The organism is Snodgrassella sp. M0351 (genome assembly GCF_016100575.1).
GTDB classification, from domain to species: domain Bacteria; phylum Pseudomonadota; class Gammaproteobacteria; order Burkholderiales; family Neisseriaceae; genus Snodgrassella; species Snodgrassella alvi.
Window position 1 is genome coordinate 89,214 of the sequence record NZ_JACFSG010000003.1, and the last position, 18,363, is coordinate 107,576.

Here is an 18,363-nt window from a genome sequence, read left to right on the forward strand (position 1 = left end):
AGACGGATGGCAGAGTAATACTGCCATCCGGATTTCAGACAATTACCGCACCGTGGTTGTGGTAGTAGTTGTCGTGGTAACGCTAGTGTTTTCTGCAGGGGTGACCGTTTGCTGATTCAGGCCGCCACCCAGTGCTTTATAAAGATCGGCACGGTTTTCCAGCAGAGTCTGCTGTGTATTGAGTAATGCCTGCTGTGCTGCATAACTGTCACGTTCTGCGTCCAGCTGTTCCAGTGAGCTGGCTATACCGTGTTTATACCGTAACTGCGTGAGCTTGTAGCGATTAGTTTGTGCCTGTTCACCACGTGATTTAGCCTCATACTGCTTTTTAAGGGAATCACGTGCCACCAGTGCATCGGCCACATCACGGAAAGCAGCCTGTACAGTTTGCTCATACTGGGCTACAGCAATGTTTTTACGCGCTGTTGCCAGATCCAGATTACCTTTGTTTTGCCCCCATGTGAAAATCGGCAGGGTAATCTGTGGCGTAAAGCTCCATGTACGGTTCGGACCATTGAAGAGATGACCAATATCGTTGCTGCCAGAGCCAATACTGCCGGTCAGGCTGATGCGCGGGAAAAATGCTGCCCGTGCCGCACCGATGTTGGCATTAGCAGATTTAAGCGCAAACTCAGCTGCACGTACATCCGGCCGCTGATACAAGATGGTCGACGGCAAGCCGGCCGGCAGCTCCACATTCACGAACTGGCGGCTCAGTGGTGCTGCTGCCGGTAAATCGTCCGGCAATGGTTTACCCACCAGCAAAGTTAAGGCATTGTGAGCCTGTTCACGCGCCTGTTTAGCCGCAGCATAATCGGCACGGGCTGTTTCGATTTGTGCTTCTGCTACATCTACCTGTACCTGTGAAATCACACCGGATCTGAATTGCAGATCAGTCAGACGCTTGCTTTCTTCACGTGATTTTAATACACGGCTGGATAAGTCCATTTGTGCCTGAGCAATACGCTCAGCAAAGTAGGCTTTGGCCACGCTGGCAATCAGGCTGATCTGGGTAGAATCGCGCACCTGCTTTTGCTGGAAATACTGATTCAGAGCCGCATCAGACAGGCTTTTAACCCGTCCGAATAAATCCAGCTCAAATGCGGTCACACCTAAACCGACATTATATGATTCTGCAATATAGCTGGTTTGCTGGCCCGCAGCATCGCGCATAGCACTTAAGTCCTGCGCAACACGCGAACGTCCGCCATTACCTGTCGCACCTAATGCAGGCAGGCGGTCTGCACGCTGAATAGCATACTGAGCCCGAACCGCTTCCACGTTTAATGCGGCCACACGTAAATCACGGTTATTAATTAAAGCCAGATTGATAATCTGTTTCAAACGCTCATCAGCAAAGTAGTCCTGCCAGCCAAGATTGGCGGCAGCCACTGAACCGGCATACCGGTCATTGGCTGCTGCACCTGGAAAGGTTTCTGCCAGCTCTACTTTCGGCTGATGATAGCGGGGTGCCATCGAACAGGCAGACACTACTCCGGCAACTAATACAGCCAGCAGAGTAGGTTTCACTATGTGTTTCATGCTTTATCCTCTTTGTCTGTCTGATTGGCAGACTGCACACTGACACTGCCATCACTGTTTACTGTCATCGGCAGATTTTTGTCATTGTCAGGAGTACCGCCATTTTTGTCGTTCTTTTTCCTGCTGAACAGACTGCGTACAGTTGAATAGAATACAGGTACAAAGAACAGAGCCAGACAGGTACCCACTAACATTCCCCACAATACGCTGGTACCAATGGCTCGCTGACTCGCAGAAGAGGCACCACTGGCAAAGTACAGAGGCACTACACCCATAATGAACGCAATGGATGTCATCAGAATCGGACGGAAACGCAGGTGAGCGGCAGCCAGTGCAGCTTCAAGCGGACTTTTACCCTGCTCTTGCAACTCCTTGGCAAACTCCACAATCAGAATGGCGTTTTTAGCACTCAGACCAATTACGGTAATTAACCCCACCTGAAAATAAACGTCGTTCTCCATACCGCGCATCCATGTACCCAGCACGACACCAAGCAGACCCAGCGGTACTACCAGCATTACGGATAATGGAATTGTCCAGCTTTCGTATAGTGCGGCCAGACACAGGAATACAGCCAGCAGTGAGAACATATAGAGGATGGTAGACTGGTTACCCGCATCTTTTTCCTCTTTAGACAGACCTGTCCACTCATAGCCAAAACCATCCGGCAGCTTGCTGGCGATTCTTTCCATTTCATTCATGGCATCACCAGTACTGTATCCCGGAGCGGCATTACCAGTAATCGACATAGCGGTATAACCATTGTAGCGGACAGTTTGTGCCGGACCGGTAATCCAGCGTGTCTTCATGATGCCGGATAATGGTACAGGCTGTCCCTGTGCGTTATTAACAGTAAGCTTGCTCAGGTCTTCAGGTGTCATACGGGAAGCCACATCTGCCTGTACAATTACGCGCTGCATACGTCCTTTATTCGGGAAGTCGTTAACGTAGTTGGAACCCAGAGCAGTACTTAATACAGTTGAAATATCACCGAATGACACACCTTGTGCATTAGCAGCATCGCGGTCGATATCAATCTGCAATTGCGGTTCATCTTCCATGCCGTCCGGACGTACCTGTGTCAGCACTTTACTTTCACGCGCCATACCCAGCAGCTGATTACGCGCGGCCAGTAATGCCTCATGACCTTTACCGCCACGGTCTTGCAGCCGGAAGCTAAAGCCGGTACTGGTACCCAGTTCAGGAATGGATGGCGGTACCAGAGCAAAGATATAACCATCACGTACTGAACCCATCATAGCACCGGTAATGCGGTTAGCCAGTGAATTGGCACTGTGTTCTGCACCGCTACGTTCTGACCAGTCTTTCAGTACAAGGAAGCTCAGACCAACGTTCTGCCCCTGACCGGTCATACTGAAGCCCAGTACGGATACCATGTTTTTCACTTCAGGCTGATGAAGAGTGAATTCTTCCATCTTCTTGAAAGTATCCAGGGTACGATGCTGAGTCGCACCCGGTGGCAACTGAATCAAAGCAATGGAATAACCCTGATCTTCCTCAGGCAGGAATGAAGTCGGCAGACGTACCATTACTAACAACGCACAGGCTGTGATAGCAGCATAGATAATGAACATACGTACGCTGCGATGCAGTACATAAGCCACTTTGGATTCGTATTTTTTGGCACCGCTGGTAAATTTGCGGTTAAACCAGCCATAAAAACCCTTTTTCTCTGCTTCATGTTCGTTAACCGGTTTAAGCAAAGTAGCACACAAGGCTGGTGTCAGCGACAATGCCAGAAAAGCAGAGAAGAAAATGGCTACCGACATCACGATAGAGAACTGACGGTAAATATTACCAGTAGAACCGGAGAAGAACGCCATCGGGATAAATACGGTAATCAGTACCACTGTAATACCAACTACAGCGCCGGAAATCTGCCCCATAGCCTTTTCTGTAGCAGGCTTTGGCGGCAAATGTTCATCGGCCATGATACGTTCTACGTTTTCCACCACCACAATGGCATCATCGACCACAATACCGATTACCAGTACCATGGCAAACATGGTCAGTACGTTAATCGACAGACCGGCAAAGTACATGATGGTAAAAGCACCCAGCAAAGCAATCGGTACCACAATCGTCGGAATCAGGGTATAGCGAATGTTTTGCAGGAATACCAGCATAACAAGGAATACCAGTACAATTGCTTCTACCAGAGTATGTACCACTTTTTCAATGGAAATACTAACGAAGGTAGAGCTGTCATATGGTGCAGACCAGCTCATACCGGCAGGGAAATATTTTTGCAAATCGGCCAGCTTGGCCTTAACTGCATTGGCTGTAGCCAGTGCATTACCTTTAGTCGTCAGCTGAATACCTGCACCCACTACGTCTTTACCATTCAGACGGGCACCAGTAGAGTAATCCTGTTTACCCAGCTCTACACGGGCAACATCTTTCAGACGTACCAGTGAACCATCGGTATTGGCTTTAACAATAATATTTTCAAACTGTTCAACTGTTTTCAGCTGACCTGGGACAATGATAGTCGCTGTAGTCTGAATATTATCAGGTGAAGGCAAAGCACCCAGACTACCTGCAGAAATCTGCTGGTTCTGTGCAGCTACTGCGGCATTAACTGCTGCCGGTGTCAGATTAACACTGCGCAGCTTGTCTGAATCCAGCCAGACACGAATGGCGCGTTCAGAACTGAACACCATTACATTACCTACACCGTCAATACGCTGTAATTCCGGCTGAATGTTACGTACCACATAGTCTGCCATATCTGCCGGGGTCAGATTAGGACTATCACTGGTATACATGGTTACCATCAGGAAGTTACTCCGTGATTTAGCAATCTGTACACCAGTCTGTTTTACCATAGCCGGCAAACGCGGTTCTGCTCGTGAAAGCGCATTCTGCACATTCATCTGTGCAATATCATCATCGGTACCCGGGTAGAAGGTCAGGGTTAATGTACCCGTACCGTTGGATAACGATTTTGCTTCCATGTATTCCAGGTTTTCCAGACCGTTCATTTCACGTTCGATACGTGACAATACAGTATCTTCAATGGTCTGGGCATCAGCACCCGGATAGGAAATAGTCAGGCTGATGGAGGGTGGAGCTACTGTCGGATACTGGGCAACAGGCAGCTTGGTAATACACACTATACCGGCAATGATGATGAACAGCGCCACCACCCATGCAAAAATCGGTCGGTTAATAAAAAATCGTGACATATTACAGATTCCTTACTGAGCCTGAGAGGCAGATGCCGCAGAAGCTTGAGGTGCAGATGCAGATGCGGCCTTAGCCTGAGGTGCAGGTGTACCACCGGCAGGTGCAGGTTTCCATGGCTGAGTCTGTACTTTCTTCGCACCGGTTAATTGCACCAGTGCCAGACCATCTATTGCTACTTTATCACCAGTACGCAAACCTCCGCTGATTACCCAGTTTGTGCCCTTTTGCTGTACTACGGTTACATTGCGCACAGCCAGACTGCCATCAGCATTAACCACCGTAACCGTATCACCACTGGCACCACGGGTTACTGCCTGCTGCGGCAAGACGATGGCATTCTGAATTTCAGCCTGCGGAATCTCTACACGTACAAACTGTCCGGGCAGCAACATATCATCATCATTAGGAATTTCGGCACGTACTTTAACTTCACCGGTACCTTCATCTACAGTCATATCTGTAAACAGTAAACGACCTTTTTGCGGATATTCACTACCGTCATCAAGCTTGATGGCCACTTCGACGGCACCATTGATGGTTTTCATCTTGCCGGCAGCAATATCCTGACGGATCTTCATTGCCTGTGCGGCAGTCTGGGTCAGGTCAACATATAAAGTGTGTGTTTGCTGAATCAGCGCTAACTGAGTAACATCATTCTGGCCGACTAAAGCGCCTTCAGTTACCAGGGCCTTACCAATACGGCCTGAAATCGGAGCACGCACATAGGCATAGCCAACATTAATCTGTGCGCTTTTGATTGCGGCCTGTGCACTGTCAATCTGTGCATGCGCCAGACGCTGTTGTGCGATTGCCTGATCAAATTCCTGTTTACTGATTGCGTTAGCTGCAACCAGCGGACGATAACGGACAATATCGGCATCAGCCTTCGCCGCATTAGCCTGTGCGGTTGCCAGACTGGCACGAGCTGATTGCAAAGAAGCTACATAAGGCGCATTGTCGATCTGAAACAGTGGTTGACCTTCTTTAACATAAGTACCTTCCGTAAACAGACGTTTCAGCAAAATACCAGCTACACGGGCACGTACTTGTGACTCGCGAATCGGCTTCAGACGACCAGTCAGCTCGGTATCTACAGTCACCGTTTCCGGATGTACAGTCAGTACACTGACCATTGGTGCCTGTGGTGCTGGTGCATTGTCTTTCTTACCACATGCAGCTAATGCCAGCGCACTTGCCAGTACTATCGCACTGATGCGCCATTTATCTGCTTTTCGATTCGTTCCCATATTCACCTCAATATGTGCATATATACTTTAAAAAATTAAATAACTTTTTACTCTGTTGTGCTAAAAATATGACACAAATAGCGCTGGTGCCAACACTTAGGGCTGCCGAAATCTAAATATCAGGCAGTCAGCAATGCGACAACAGACGATTAAATAAGAATAGCTTTACGCTGCGCATTATACATGCAACAATGTATGTATACCAGATGCAATAATTTAATACTTAAGTTATTTTAATCAAAAAATCTTGTGCTAATCTGAATTAAATACAGATTTGCCTAATTTAATTTACAGATAAACGGAAATTTATTATGCGCAAGACCAAAGAAGAAGCCCTGCAAACCAAAGAGGCTCTCATGGCTGCTGCACTGGATATCTTTTACCGGCGCGGTGTCAGCCGTGCTTCACTGCAAGAAATTGCCAGCGCAGCCGGCGTGACTCGCGGTGCTTTATACTGGCATTTTAAAAATAAGGAAGACTTATTCGATGCGTTATTCCAACAGGTTTTCAGTAAACTGAGCAGTCAATTGCAGCATGACATTGACACCAGTTCTCCTGACGCATTGAATAATCTGATGCAGGCGCTGAAACACATGTTTCAGCGTATGGCTAGTGATAATAATTATCGTAAATTCTGTCATATCCTGCATTTGAATTGTGAGCACACCGCTGACAACCATGCGATTGTAGCTTTGTTGCAAAAATACCAAAATTTATGGTGGCAAAACCTGTGTGCTGTATTTCATATGTGCTGTCAGCAGCATATTTTGCCCGCAAATATCAATATCCAGCAGGCCGCCCTGTATTTTCAGGCCCTGTTTATGGGATTAACCAATTTATGGCTGACTGACCCGGATAATATAGATATTACCAGTATTGCCCCTAATTTTATTAATATTGCCCTCGAATCACTGCACCATAATCCGAATCTTCGCCAGTAAATCATCCATCCTGATTAGAATTGATACTTTACATAAATAAATAGCAGGCAATAATTGAGCTCATTGCCTGCCTGATTTCAATAGAAATAACAAATTGTTAATCAGTCATCATCACGTACACGTAATAACATCACTGGAATATCAGACTGGCGTAAAACACCTTCAGCCACAGAGCCCATTAATATATGCATAAAACCACTGAAGCCGTGAGTACCCATCACCAGCAAATCAACATTATGTTCCGTCGCTTCCTGAATCAGCATATCAGCCACTTTATCACCGGCACTTTCCAGCACTTCAATTTCATACTGCATACCGGACTCTTCAAGTAGTTTTTCTGCCTGCTCTAAACCTTTTTTACCTGCGGCATTAACTGCTTTGCGTACTTCTTCAGAGGGCAGTGCACCTACACCACCCCAGCTAAACTGCGCCAGATCCACTACATTGACTACCCGTAGAACCGCATTACATAATTTAGCCAGCATTATTGCTTCCTGCAAGGCTCGCATAGCAGCTGCACTTTCATCTACCGGTACCATAATTTTGTGATACATCGTTATTCTCCCTGCCCGATAAACCATAACTGCGTTTGTTAATAAACTGAAAAACAACAATACAACCTGAGAAATACTGGCAAAGCTTAGCACAAATTTGCCTGATACAAACACCAGCCGGCTACAGAATACCTCAAAAACTGCTACCATCTAGCCTGAATTCAGTAAGGAAAACCCATGAGCCGTATTCATATCGAACCACCCGAACACTGGCTGTTTCATACCACAATCAAGGTATATATCGGTGACATTAATTATGGTAATCATCTGGCCAATGATGCTGTATTACGTCTGTGCCATGAAGCACGGCTGCGCCTGCTGGCCTCGTTCGGCTTTAGTGAAATGGATATTGGGGGTACCGGTTTGATTATGCTTGATGCTGCTCTGCAATTTCAGGGACAAAGCTTTTATGGTGATGAATTAAACTTTGATTTGGGTATATCTGATCTGAGCAACACCGGTTTCAGTATTTTGTACCGTATAACCCGTGTCAGTGACGGTGCTGCTATTGCCATGGTAAAAACCGGTATGGCTTTTTTTAATTATGAACGCCAGCGTATCAGTCGCACACCAGAGGCTTTTCGTCATCTCCTTGCACAGAGTAATTAAATGCAGACTACTTCATCCCCCAACTGGATACTCTGGAATGAATTTTTTCAGCACTTACAGCAGCGTGGCCTGTCTGCTTTAACCTGCACCGCCTACGCTCGTGACCTGATTCAGCTCAGCCGGATTCTGCCCGATAATCTTACTGCTGAAAGCATTACACGGCTGCATCTGGTCGGTGCATTGAAAAAACTTAGCGGGATGGGTGATAAGCCTGCCTCTCTGGCCCGTAAACTCAGTACGTGGCGAGCCTATTTTAATTTCCTGCAACGCCATGGAAAAATTGAAACGAACCCAACTAACAACATTAAAGCTCCTAAAGCGGGGGCACGTCTGCCTAAAGCCGTCCCGGCGGAAAAACTAAATCACACATTTGACCAGCCGACAGCCGAAGATACTCTATCACTGCGCGATCAGGCTATTTTCGAATTACTGTATGGCAGTGGTTTACGCTTAAGCGAACTCGTGCAACTGGATTTGCATCACCTAATGCTGAATGAAAACTGGGTTCATGTTAGTGGTAAAGGGAATAAACAGCGTCAGGTTCCTTTGGGTCAGAAAAGTATTGATGCTTTACGGCGCTACCTGACCTGCCGTTATGCCATTGCGGGAGAAAATGCCGTTTTTACCAGTCAGCGCGGCACACGTCTGAGTGCGCGTCAAATTCAAAACCGTTTAAATGTCTGGTCAATTACTCATGGCAGCGACCGCCATTTATCACCGCATATGCTGCGGCATAGTTTTGCCAGCCATGTTTTACAAAATGCTCATGATATCCGCGCCGTACAGGAACTGCTTGGGCATAAATCCATCAGCACTACCCAGCAATACACTAAGCTGGATTTCAATCATCTGGCACAAATTTATGACAGTACTCATCCGCGTGCCAAACGTCGTAACAAATAGCCGTTTTAACTCTGAATCTGTTTATGCTTAATCAAACACAATCCATGATTGCCAGTATCGTTTTGCTTAATCTTCTGGGACAGCTATCTCCGGGGCCAGATATGCTGCTTATCAGCAAAACCGCACTGAATTACTCACGCTGGGCTGCATTTTGCGTAGCACTTGGCATTACTACAGGCGTGGCTTTCTGGTTATTACTGACTATTGAAGGTTATAGCGCCCTATTGCAGCAGCTGCCCTGGTTACAGAATATCCTGATGCTGGCTGGCGGTTCATACTTAATCTATTGCGGCTACCAGATGCTGCGTACAGTTATACCCCAGAATAATTCCATTACTGCACCAATACAGGAAAAATATTTTTTCTGGAAAGGTCTGATTACCAATTTGTCCAATCCGAAAATCATTTTTTATCTGGGCAGCGTTATGTCCATGGCTATGGCTAATGTACATAAACCCACATTAAAATATGAGATTATGCTTATTTTACTGGTACAGGTTTTACTGACCTTATGCTTAATGATATGGCTGTTTTCCTTACCCATAATTAAACGCAATTATTTGCATTGGAGTCTGGCCATCGACCGCATTGGCGGCTGTGCATTCATCTGCTTTGGCTGCTGGTTATATATTCAGATTATCACCAGCCTGCTTTATCATTAACTAATAAATAAAAAGGACAGATAAATCATCTGTCCTAATTTTTTACTACCATAATTTATTTTACTCAGCGCACAATAATTCTACTGGCTTAATCCATCATGATAAAATGCCGCCAGCAGTACCATAGTTACCCGATGTGTAATCACCAATTTCCGCACAAATTCATTTTCTGGCGCAGTGCTGACATCTCCGTAATTGAGTACCCTAAAATATATTCCCTGAGGCACATAAACCTCAAAACGTGAATAACGCAAACCAGCCAGCATAAAATCGCATTTTTGCTGAAAAAAGTAGCCTAACTTTTCATAATGTAAAGCATCTGCCAGATAAACAGCAATAGCATACAGTACAGGCGTATGGATACCAAATACATCAAACTGATGAATCTTGCGAAACTCTGTCATCAATACAGCAGCTGCTACACAATAGCCTATTTTCCAGCCAGTTGCATGTAACAACTTAGCAAACAACCGATAACCAAAGTTCGTTCACGTAATAACGGGTGATTTAACAATATCTGCGGGCGGGATAATACACAAAGGCATTATTACCAGTGCTCACCTCTGCCAACGCATTCTTATATAATCATTTATCCTGCTCAATTGAACGTAATTGATCGACTCCTTCGAGTACTTTTCCATATAATGATTTATCTTCAATAAGAATTTATTTGATTTGTTAGCCACATAAGTAAAAATGAGACTGTATTTATTTTTTTATTCTAAATAAAGAGACATATGAATAAACAAACATAATAGAGAGTACACTAAAAGTAATACCCCATAATTTTTGATAGGTAGAAATATTCTCTAAAGGCGAAATCTTTGCTTCTAATAACATTAAAGAACATGCTGACCCAATAATAATTCCTCCATTTTGAAAAAGCCTTAATAAGCCTCCAATCGTTGATTGTTTATCTTTTTTTTGATCCATCGCCATCTGAATTAATGAACCTTGAAACAGTCCGCCACCTAAACCATAGCACAAAGCAGCTATAACATAATTAAAAATTGAAATATTAAAACTCACAAAGAAAAGCAAGGCAAAAGCAAATAGCATAAGCGGTAAAGCATAAATTAGTATAATTTTATTACAACTTGAATTTATTACTTTTCTGCCAAACACACTTAAAATAACGCCAATGGGTGCGGCAGTACAGATTAATCCTATATAATTGATTGGATAACCAGCTTCTCTGATAAACATGAGAGGTGACGCTGAAAAAATGATGCCCGCTGTCAACCCAAATACCAAACTGCCAATTGAAACGTATCTAATTGACGAGATTAATAATAATTTGACAGAAAAAAAAGGATTGGAGCATTTTGACTCTATCCTCAAAAAAATAAAAAAAATGATTAAAGTAGAAATACCAATAAAATTTTTTTCAATCAATAACAGATTTAAACTATTAGAATAAATAAGAGAAACACAAGCCACTAACATCATAAAAAAAAGTATCATTCCTTTTAAATCAAAAGTCTCTCTTTTAAATGTGTTTACTGCTTTAGTTATTTTCAAACTAAAAAAACATCCCACAATACACAATGGAACATTAATTAGAAACAAAAATTGCCATCCCCATAATTTTAAAATAACACCCCCGAAAGAAGGCCCTAAAATTGGTCCTAAACTTATCGCCAACATTATGAAAGAATTTAACTTTATTTTCTGTTTACTTGATTGTAAACCAGCCAGCCCCAAGCAATTTGCCTGCAATAGCGCCGCACCAATTCCTTGCCCACATCTTGCTATAATAAGCTGATTTGCAGACCCAGAAAAACCAGCTATCAATGAGGTTAGACCAAAAAGCACGAAACCTGCTATTAACGCTATTTTTTGCCCCCAAAAGTCACCAAGCCAACCGCCAGGAACAAGAAAAATAATTAAAAATAATAAATATAAAGTAACAGATAATCCGATATATTCCAAAGAAACACCAAAGTCGATGGAAAACGTATTCAGTGCTAAGTTTATAATACCAGTATCTAGTGTTGATAAGAATAATCCTAAACAACATGTAATATAAATAGAATATATTGGTTTAGAACTATCTACTACTTTAGTCATTTATAGTCCCCGTCTTAATTTGATTAAACCATTAGCTAATTGCCTGCAGAAGAAAGTGATTTCACCCTCAACCAATCATCAAATTTGCAATAATGAAATATCCATTTTTCATATTGACTCAAATCTTTTCTTTCTTGTTTTTATTGGTGAAAATATCTGATTAGCTTATTTACTTTTTAGGAATAATGCTTAAAAAGAAATTTAAACAAATTAGCTAAAAAGCGTATATTAATTCGCTGTGCTTAATTGATTTCAAATTGAATAATAATAAAAAAATCATAGATTTTTATGGAGATTCTAAAAAGTGAATAAATTATATTGTAAGGATTTAATACGATTTTCAGATGCAATGTCTGATTTCAGTAGAGTTATAATTATCACTGAATTAATGAATGGCAGAGCTCTTTCAGCCTCATGGTTAGCAAATCGACTGAATCTGTCACCACAGGCTACGCGTTTTCATTTAAAAAAACTAGAAGATGTTGATCTTATCCATCATAGGGCGTGTGGTAAACACCATTACTATGAAATAAAAAATCAAGATACCGCAATGTTTATTGAATCAACTTTTAATATTATTCCCCCGAAAGAGTGTTTATTTTTATCCAATACTAACACTAAAGAAAAATTTAAAGAGGCAAGAACATGTTATAAACATCTAGCCGGTTCATGGTCTGTTGCACTTACGCAGTCATTTATTAATAATGAATTTATTGTTATACAAGATAATTTTTTTATAGTTACTGAACATGGTAAAAATTTTTTTAAAGGACATAAGCTATTACTCAACGCTTCTAATACAGCTAGTGTTGGAAAGCGCTGTATAGATTTTACTGAGCATAGGGATCATATTGGTGGTCCATTAGGGACTTTATTGCTTCAATCAATGCTACAACAAGAATGGTTTAAACAAAATGATAATAATCGTGAATTGACAATTACGCTAAAAGGTAGAAAAAACTTAAATGTATTATTAATTGATAAATAGAGATTTACAATAAAAATTAACTTTTTGATGATAAACTAATTATATATGTTTAGCATGATGTCAATTCTGGATTAACTGATTCTAAGCAATTTTAGCTCAAATAAGAGCTTAAGCAGATCATGCTTTAATTGAAAATGATTGCTATCATATCCAGATAAATCAACAATTAGAAGGGGACTTTAATTATTATGCAAAAAACATTATTTATATTTTTCTGCTTAATATTTTTTTCTTTCCACACGGCTTTAGCAGGACAAAATAATTTAATACTATTCGAGAAAAAAACAAAAATTATTTTTGACAAAGATATAATTATATTAGTCACTCCCAGTGAAAATACAATTAATAAGTTAAAAACTAGTATGGGTGATGATTTCTATGTTATGGCCGATGACGCTAATTATTACTCCTTCTTAGTTTTTAATTACCTTAAATCTATTAATAAACCATATTTAATAAAGAACGATGAAGCTATTTTTTATTTTCAAAAAAATGGCGTACTACACAAAATACAAAATAATAATTCCCATCTCCATTGGTGGGCATTGTTATATCAACATAACGAAGGAAAATACAAAATTGTAGCTTTAATTGATTTTGAAGATGAATATAAAAAATTCATATCAAATGGAGATACTTATTCAAAAGATGAATGGATTTTTAATAGTAAAGTTAGCGATATACAAAAATACTTTTTTAGGTTCTGCATCAGACTAATTTTACTAATCTAAAGAGTTCTACATATACTACGTTTATCCTTTAACAGTAAGTACTGTCGCAAACTTGATTTATATATTTTATTTGATAGCAAATTAATAGATGTTTTTTATATAACACCATCACAAATTGCAGTTCCTATTTATGGTAATTTAAAATTTAGATTCAACATGATTTAAACCAGAAATAGAATACCATATAAAAAATATTTAATATATTAAGAATATATCAGATTCTAACAACAAAAATACTACCCAACTTTACCAAATAAGACTAAACTAAAAAATAATAAACCCATATGAACCGCATCATGAGAAAAAATATTTTAGCTTTATGTCTTAGCCTTGGTCTGGCTACCTCAGCCATGGCGGAACAAACCCACTGGGGTTATCAAGGTGATAACGCACCGGAAAACTGGGGTAACCTGCCTGATGCACAAACTTGTGCATCAGGCAAAACTCAATCTCCGATTGATATTTTTGACAGCAAAAACAATAAGCAATTACCGGCACTGAAATTTAATTATCAACATGCCGATATTAAGCAAATTATTGATAATGGTCATTCACTTCAGTTTAACTTTGATGCAAACAGCACATTTAGCTACGAAAACAAAACATACAAACTGGTTCAGTTTCATGCTCATGAACCGGCTGAGCACACGATTAATGGTGTCCGCTATCCGCTGGAATTACATTTTGTTCATCAGGCTGCTGATCACAGTAATCTTGTCATTGCCGTATTTGTACAGGAAGGCAAAGAAAATTCCTACTTTGAAAAATTATCCATATTTAAACAACTTGCCAAAAATAGCAGTGAAAACACCGATATATTATTCAACCCTGAACACATTTATCCGAAAAATCACAGCTACTATCGCTATACCGGTTCACTGACCACTCCACCATGCAGTGAACCGGTAACGTGGATCTTATTCCGTCAGCCGATTACCCTGTCCAAGGATGAAATCGAAGAAATTTCTCATTATCTGCCGAAAAATAACAACCGGCCGGTTCAGCCACTCAATAACCGCATTATTGAAAACAATTAAGCCATAATTGCTCAATAAAAGGTCAGAAGAGCATCAGCAAAGTCTGACCTTTTATTAAACCTCACAGCCTAAATGTTTTTAATTCTGCATTTATAAAACCAAATTACATCAGCTAAATTTAAGCAATACTGGAAGAACCATTATCCATGTATGCTTAATGTTATTCTCAATTTTATAAGCTTCAAACTCTTCACCCGTCTTTTCTCAGTTCACCTCTGCCAGTCAGCTCATTTTCAATTTATTTCAGCATTACCAGTTATTCTGATTACAACATTTTTATATTTTTACAACTGAATTATCCACGGAGTTAGTTTGAATACTTCACAAGTTCATATCTAACTGAAAAATAATCTGAATTTTAATTATATTTAGATAAATTCATATCCTATATTTTTGGATTTGCCTAATTTTAGACTCCACTATCCAAGTACAAATAAGCATCTGAGAAGAGAAAAAATGATATGCTACTCATATTCAAAACAATATCCAGAAATTTATCTTTTCAACCCGTCTACACTAAGGAAAAATAATGCACATCTCTATTATTCTATATCCTGATTTCGAAACTCTTGATGTTTTCGGACCTGTAGAAATATTTGGAAAAGTTCCAGACTGGAAAATGCAGTTTTATTCCCGTGATGGTGGCTTAATAAGCAATCAAGATGGTGTACAGATTGCTACCGAAACTTTTAATACGATGCCGCAGTCCGAAATCGATACGCTTTTCATTCCTGGTGGAACAGGAGCCAGAACACTTATCCTCGAAGCTGACTATATCAACCAGCTAAAGCAATTGGCACAAAAAAGCCGGTATGTATTAACAGTATGTACGGGTAGTGCCCTACTGGCTAAATCAGGATTACTTGATGGAAAACGAGCAACATCCAATAAACTCTCTTTCGAATGGGTAAAAACCTCATCGTTACAAACTCAATGGATAGAAAAAGCCAGATGGGTTACAGATGGGAAATACTACACATCTTCAGGTATTAGTGCAGGTATGGATATGGCTTTAGCCTTTGTACAAGACAGGGCCGGAGAAACCGTTGCCCGACAAATCGCAACCAGAATCGAATATCGTTGGCAGCAAGACAGCCAGCAAGATGAATTCTGTCTGAAATAAAATTTTATTGTTATAAAAATTAACCCGGGAAAAATTATGCTTTTAGATGAGCAACAAAAAATAGGACTGTTTTTTGTAGTATTGTATTCTGTCTTTTTTATCATATTTATGGAAATACACTTAATGTCCGGTGTTATTTCCGGCTTACTCACCTATACCCTGACACAGAAGCTTGAAGATTTTCTGGCCAAAAAAATGCATCGCTGGGGCAATAAAGCCAAACTTTTTTCCGTATTATTACTTTCACTGCTCATCATGGCAATACTCATTAGCGGCTTTGGTTACCTGATTAGCTGGGTAATCAGCGTAGCCAAAGATCCGCAACAAACCCTTACTCATATTCAAAGCTTATTTAACAGCATTGCCAGCTCACTGCCCAAAGAACTAAATAAATATATTCCTGATAATCTGATTGAATTGCGAACCAATGCACTAAACTTTATCAAAGAACATGTTCTATATCTTCAGTCTGTAGTTAAGCAATTATTTCATTCATTGCTAATCATCATCATTGGTATGGTTATCGGTTTGATTGCCGGCTATCAGCAGAACAAACGCAATATCACTGAAACCCATTCCTCATCAACAATTTATATGCAGGCACTCAAAGAGGGGTTAAATCGTCTGGTACTGGTATTTCAATATGTTGCCTTCTCACAGGTAGTGATATCCTTTTTTAATACCATCCTGACTGCTATTTTCCTGCTTATCATATTACCTTTATTCGGTATTCATCTGCCTTTCAGCAAAAGCCTGATACTGGCTACTTTCGTTCTTGGACTGATCCCCATTATTGGCAACCTCATAGTCAATACTATTATGTGTCTGGTTGCATTTACTATTTCCTTCTGGATGGCGGTAATTGTCCTGTTATATCTAATTATCATCCATAAAATCGAATATATACTCAATGCCAAAATAATTGGTAACAAAATCCACGCCGGCATTTGCGAACTGCTGATTGCAATGGTATTGTCTGAAAGCTTATTTGGCGTAATCGGATTGATTTTTGCGCCTATCTTTTATGCTTTCCTGAAACTGTCTTTAAAACAACTCAAAATCATTTAATCTGATTTCGTATGTCAATAAAAAGGCCATGAACAATGGCCTTTGAGTATTTTAGCGTTTATACCGCTCCACATCCGGTAACAAAATTGTCAGTATTCCAAGTAATGGCAAAAAAGAACAAAATTTAAAAATAAGTTGTAAGCTGGTTTTATCGGCCACATATCCTAAAACTGCCGCTGCAATTCCACTCATCCCAAACATAAAACCAAAAAACAGACCGGCAATCATCCCGACGCGTCCGGGAATCAACTCCTGAGCATAAACCACAATTGCCGAAAAAGCAGAAGATATAATTAAACCAATCAAACAGCTTAACAGCGCCGTACCCCAGAGATTTGCATAAGGTAAGGCCAGGGTAAAAGGTGCAGCACCTAAAATAGAGAACCAAATAACATATTTCCGACCAATACGGTCACCTACCGGACCTCCGATAAACGTACCAATTGCCACACAGGCCAGAAATAAAAATAGAAATAACACTGCAGACTGTTTAGTTAGAGCAAATTTTTCAATTAGATAAAAGCTATAATAATTGCTCATACTGGCCATATAAAAAAATTTAGAAAAAATTAATACGGCAAGAATGAATAAGGCCAAAACAGTCTTACTTTTATCATAAGGTAAAATACAATTTGCTGCTGCCTTGTGTTTATTTGCAGCCAGATGACGTGTACACCATGCACTGATGCGGCACAAAAGCAAAATAGCAATTACACCAATAGCGATAAACCACAGAATATTAATTTGCCGGTTATATCTCAGCACGACCAAACTCACCAGTAGCGGCCCAAGTGATGAACCCAGATTACCACCTACCTGAAATGCTGACTGAGCCAGACCAAACCGACCAGCAGAAGCATTACGTGCAACACGAGATGCCTCAGGATGGAAAGTAGATGATCCTACTCCCAGAAATGCTGCGGCTAGTAATAATAGATAGAATTGACTGACCAAACCCAGCATGCACAAGCCAAACGTCGTTGAAACCATACCTAGTGGTAATAAATAAGGTTTCGGATGCTTATCTGTGTAATAACCGATTGCGGGCTGTAAAATTGAAGCTGTAAGCTGATATACCAGACTAATACAACCCACCTGAGCGAAACTTAACTGATATTTTTCTTCCAGTAAGGGATAAGTAGCTGTCAGCATCGACTGAATTAGGTCATTACACAGATGTGCGCCTGCTACCATTAAAATAACCGAAAGAAATAACTGATTAGATGAGAACTGACTATCTTGCTGATTCATTATTTTCAACCAAAGCGAATAAATAAATGATAATTTTGGTATGATATATTAATGAATAAGTGCTAATAATTGGCACATTTTTCTATCTAATCCAATCTGGGATCTGATAACAATTTAATTTGTTATACTGTCTGCCACAAGCATTGACTCAGAATTAAACAAAGCAATGTCTGCGAATTCCGCAGTCAGAGCACATCCGCTCACTGAACCTGTCCAACGCCGCCGCCATCGTCCTCTACGAAGCGCTGCGTCAGCAGGCCTTCCCCTCTCTGGCCTAGATACAGCAACAGCAGCCATCAGGCTGCTGCGGTATTGTTTTTCTTCTGTGGTACTTCTCTGTACTTAAAGTAAGAAACCCGGCTGACTAATCAACCGGGTTCTTCTATGGGGAGTCTGGCGGTGTCCTACTTTCACATGGGCAATCCAT

16 protein-coding genes are annotated in these 18,363 nt (G+C 40.9%); 9 read left to right on the top strand and 7 right to left on the bottom strand.

Features of this window, described 5'->3' with window-relative positions; genetic code table 11:
- Positions 1-42: 42 nt before the first annotated feature.
- From H3V01_RS09870 to H3V01_RS09880, 3 genes are read right to left on the bottom strand one after another with little or no spacing between them, the layout of a single operon-like run.
- The gene (locus H3V01_RS09870; protein WP_096766069.1) at positions 43-1,542 is read right to left on the bottom strand and encodes an efflux transporter outer membrane subunit; all 1,500 of its coding nucleotides are present in this window, start codon (positions 1,540-1,542) and stop codon (positions 43-45) included.
- Positions 1,539-4,751, bottom strand: coding sequence for an efflux RND transporter permease subunit (locus tag H3V01_RS09875; protein ID WP_198186694.1), 3,213 nt, complete (start codon positions 4,749-4,751; stop codon positions 1,539-1,541). Before H3V01_RS09875 ends, H3V01_RS09870 begins: the two co-directional genes overlap by 4 nt.
- Positions 4,752-4,763: 12 nt before the next feature.
- Complete coding sequence (locus H3V01_RS09880) at positions 4,764-5,999, bottom strand: efflux RND transporter periplasmic adaptor subunit (protein ID WP_198186695.1); 1,236 nt, start codon at positions 5,997-5,999, stop codon at positions 4,764-4,766.
- Positions 6,000-6,310: 311 nt separating this feature from the next.
- Between H3V01_RS09880 and H3V01_RS09885 the strand changes: the two genes are divergently transcribed.
- The gene (locus H3V01_RS09885; protein WP_025329830.1) at positions 6,311-6,940 is read left to right on the top strand and encodes a TetR family transcriptional regulator; all 630 of its coding nucleotides are present in this window, start codon (positions 6,311-6,313) and stop codon (positions 6,938-6,940) included.
- Positions 6,941-7,041: 101 nt separating this feature from the next.
- Here H3V01_RS09885 and H3V01_RS09890 read toward each other — a convergent pair whose 3' ends face one another.
- Entirely contained in the window at positions 7,042-7,494 is a 453-nt protein-coding gene (locus H3V01_RS09890) for a universal stress protein (protein ID WP_025329829.1), read from the bottom strand.
- Positions 7,495-7,671: 177 nt separating this feature from the next.
- On the opposite strand from H3V01_RS09890, the gene H3V01_RS09895 reads away from it, so the two are divergent.
- Genes H3V01_RS09895 through H3V01_RS09905 form a run of 3 tightly spaced genes read left to right on the top strand, consistent with a single transcriptional unit; the run spans position 7,672 to position 9,668 of the window.
- Complete coding sequence (locus tag H3V01_RS09895) at positions 7,672-8,103, top strand: acyl-CoA thioesterase (protein ID WP_037476084.1); 432 nt, start codon at positions 7,672-7,674, stop codon at positions 8,101-8,103.
- A complete protein-coding gene (locus H3V01_RS09900; RefSeq protein WP_198186696.1) occupies positions 8,104-9,006 on the top strand; it encodes a tyrosine-type recombinase/integrase in 903 nt (300 codons plus the stop codon).
- A 23-nt stretch (positions 9,007-9,029) separates the two neighbouring features.
- Positions 9,030-9,668, top strand: coding sequence for a LysE family transporter (locus tag H3V01_RS09905; RefSeq protein WP_198186697.1), 639 nt, complete (start codon positions 9,030-9,032; stop codon positions 9,666-9,668).
- Positions 9,669-9,748: 80 nt separating this feature from the next.
- On the opposite strand, the gene H3V01_RS09910 is transcribed toward H3V01_RS09905, so the two are convergent.
- The gene (locus tag H3V01_RS09910; RefSeq protein WP_370570132.1) at positions 9,749-10,138 is read right to left on the bottom strand and encodes an aminotransferase class I/II-fold pyridoxal phosphate-dependent enzyme; all 390 of its coding nucleotides are present in this window, start codon (positions 10,136-10,138) and stop codon (positions 9,749-9,751) included.
- 238 nt (positions 10,139-10,376) lie between these two features.
- Positions 10,377-11,738 (bottom strand): MFS transporter, encoded by a 1,362-nt coding sequence (locus H3V01_RS09915; protein ID WP_198186699.1) that lies wholly within the window; start codon positions 11,736-11,738, stop codon positions 10,377-10,379.
- A 304-nt stretch (positions 11,739-12,042) separates the two neighbouring features.
- Here H3V01_RS09915 and H3V01_RS09920 point away from each other — a divergent pair, with 304 nt between their 5' ends.
- From H3V01_RS09920 to H3V01_RS09940, 5 genes are all read left to right on the top strand, one after another.
- Entirely contained in the window at positions 12,043-12,726 is a 684-nt protein-coding gene (locus tag H3V01_RS09920) for a winged helix-turn-helix domain-containing protein (protein WP_198186700.1), read from the top strand.
- A 188-nt stretch (positions 12,727-12,914) separates the two neighbouring features.
- The gene (locus tag H3V01_RS09925; RefSeq protein WP_198186701.1) at positions 12,915-13,457 is read left to right on the top strand and encodes a hypothetical protein; all 543 of its coding nucleotides are present in this window, start codon (positions 12,915-12,917) and stop codon (positions 13,455-13,457) included.
- A 296-nt stretch (positions 13,458-13,753) separates the two neighbouring features.
- Positions 13,754-14,494, top strand: a complete 741-nt coding sequence (locus H3V01_RS09930) for a carbonic anhydrase (protein WP_084552700.1) — start codon at positions 13,754-13,756, stop codon at positions 14,492-14,494.
- 529 nt (positions 14,495-15,023) lie between these two features.
- Positions 15,024-15,617 (top strand): DJ-1/PfpI family protein, encoded by a 594-nt coding sequence (locus H3V01_RS09935; protein WP_198186702.1) that lies wholly within the window; start codon positions 15,024-15,026, stop codon positions 15,615-15,617.
- A 36-nt stretch (positions 15,618-15,653) separates the two neighbouring features.
- Positions 15,654-16,685, top strand: a complete 1,032-nt coding sequence (locus tag H3V01_RS09940; protein ID WP_198186703.1) for an AI-2E family transporter — start codon at positions 15,654-15,656, stop codon at positions 16,683-16,685.
- A gap of 51 nt (positions 16,686-16,736) precedes the next feature.
- Here H3V01_RS09940 and H3V01_RS09945 read toward each other — a convergent pair whose 3' ends face one another.
- Positions 16,737-17,936 (bottom strand): MFS transporter, encoded by a 1,200-nt coding sequence (locus tag H3V01_RS09945; protein ID WP_198186704.1) that lies wholly within the window; start codon positions 17,934-17,936, stop codon positions 16,737-16,739.
- Positions 17,937-18,363: the final 427 nt, after the last annotated feature.

Bases quoted from the DNA above. Each gene is read 5' to 3' on its own strand.
- H3V01_RS09880 (WP_198186695.1), bottom strand. From the start codon at position 5,999: ATGGGAACGAATCGAAAAGCAGATAAATGGCGCATCAGTGCGATAGTA.
- H3V01_RS09940 (WP_198186703.1), top strand. From the start codon at position 15,654: ATGCTTTTAGATGAGCAACAAAAAATAGGACTGTTTTTTGTAGTATTG.
- H3V01_RS09935 (WP_198186702.1), top strand. From the start codon at position 15,024: ATGCACATCTCTATTATTCTATATCCTGATTTCGAAACTCTTGATGTT.
- H3V01_RS09930 (WP_084552700.1), top strand. From the start codon at position 13,754: ATGAGAAAAAATATTTTAGCTTTATGTCTTAGCCTTGGTCTGGCTACC.
- H3V01_RS09915 (WP_198186699.1), bottom strand. From the start codon at position 11,738: ATGACTAAAGTAGTAGATAGTTCTAAACCAATATATTCTATTTATATT.
- H3V01_RS09890 (WP_025329829.1), bottom strand. From the start codon at position 7,494: ATGTATCACAAAATTATGGTACCGGTAGATGAAAGTGCAGCTGCTATG.
- H3V01_RS09945 (WP_198186704.1), bottom strand. From the start codon at position 17,936: ATGAATCAGCAAGATAGTCAGTTCTCATCTAATCAGTTATTTCTTTCG.
- H3V01_RS09885 (WP_025329830.1), top strand. From the start codon at position 6,311: ATGCGCAAGACCAAAGAAGAAGCCCTGCAAACCAAAGAGGCTCTCATG.
- H3V01_RS09870 (WP_096766069.1), bottom strand. From the start codon at position 1,542: ATGAAACACATAGTGAAACCTACTCTGCTGGCTGTATTAGTTGCCGGA.
- H3V01_RS09900 (WP_198186696.1), top strand. From the start codon at position 8,104: ATGCAGACTACTTCATCCCCCAACTGGATACTCTGGAATGAATTTTTT.
- H3V01_RS09895 (WP_037476084.1), top strand. From the start codon at position 7,672: ATGAGCCGTATTCATATCGAACCACCCGAACACTGGCTGTTTCATACC.
- H3V01_RS09905 (WP_198186697.1), top strand. From the start codon at position 9,030: ATGCTTAATCAAACACAATCCATGATTGCCAGTATCGTTTTGCTTAAT.
- H3V01_RS09925 (WP_198186701.1), top strand. From the start codon at position 12,915: ATGCAAAAAACATTATTTATATTTTTCTGCTTAATATTTTTTTCTTTC.
- H3V01_RS09875 (WP_198186694.1), bottom strand. From the start codon at position 4,751: ATGTCACGATTTTTTATTAACCGACCGATTTTTGCATGGGTGGTGGCG.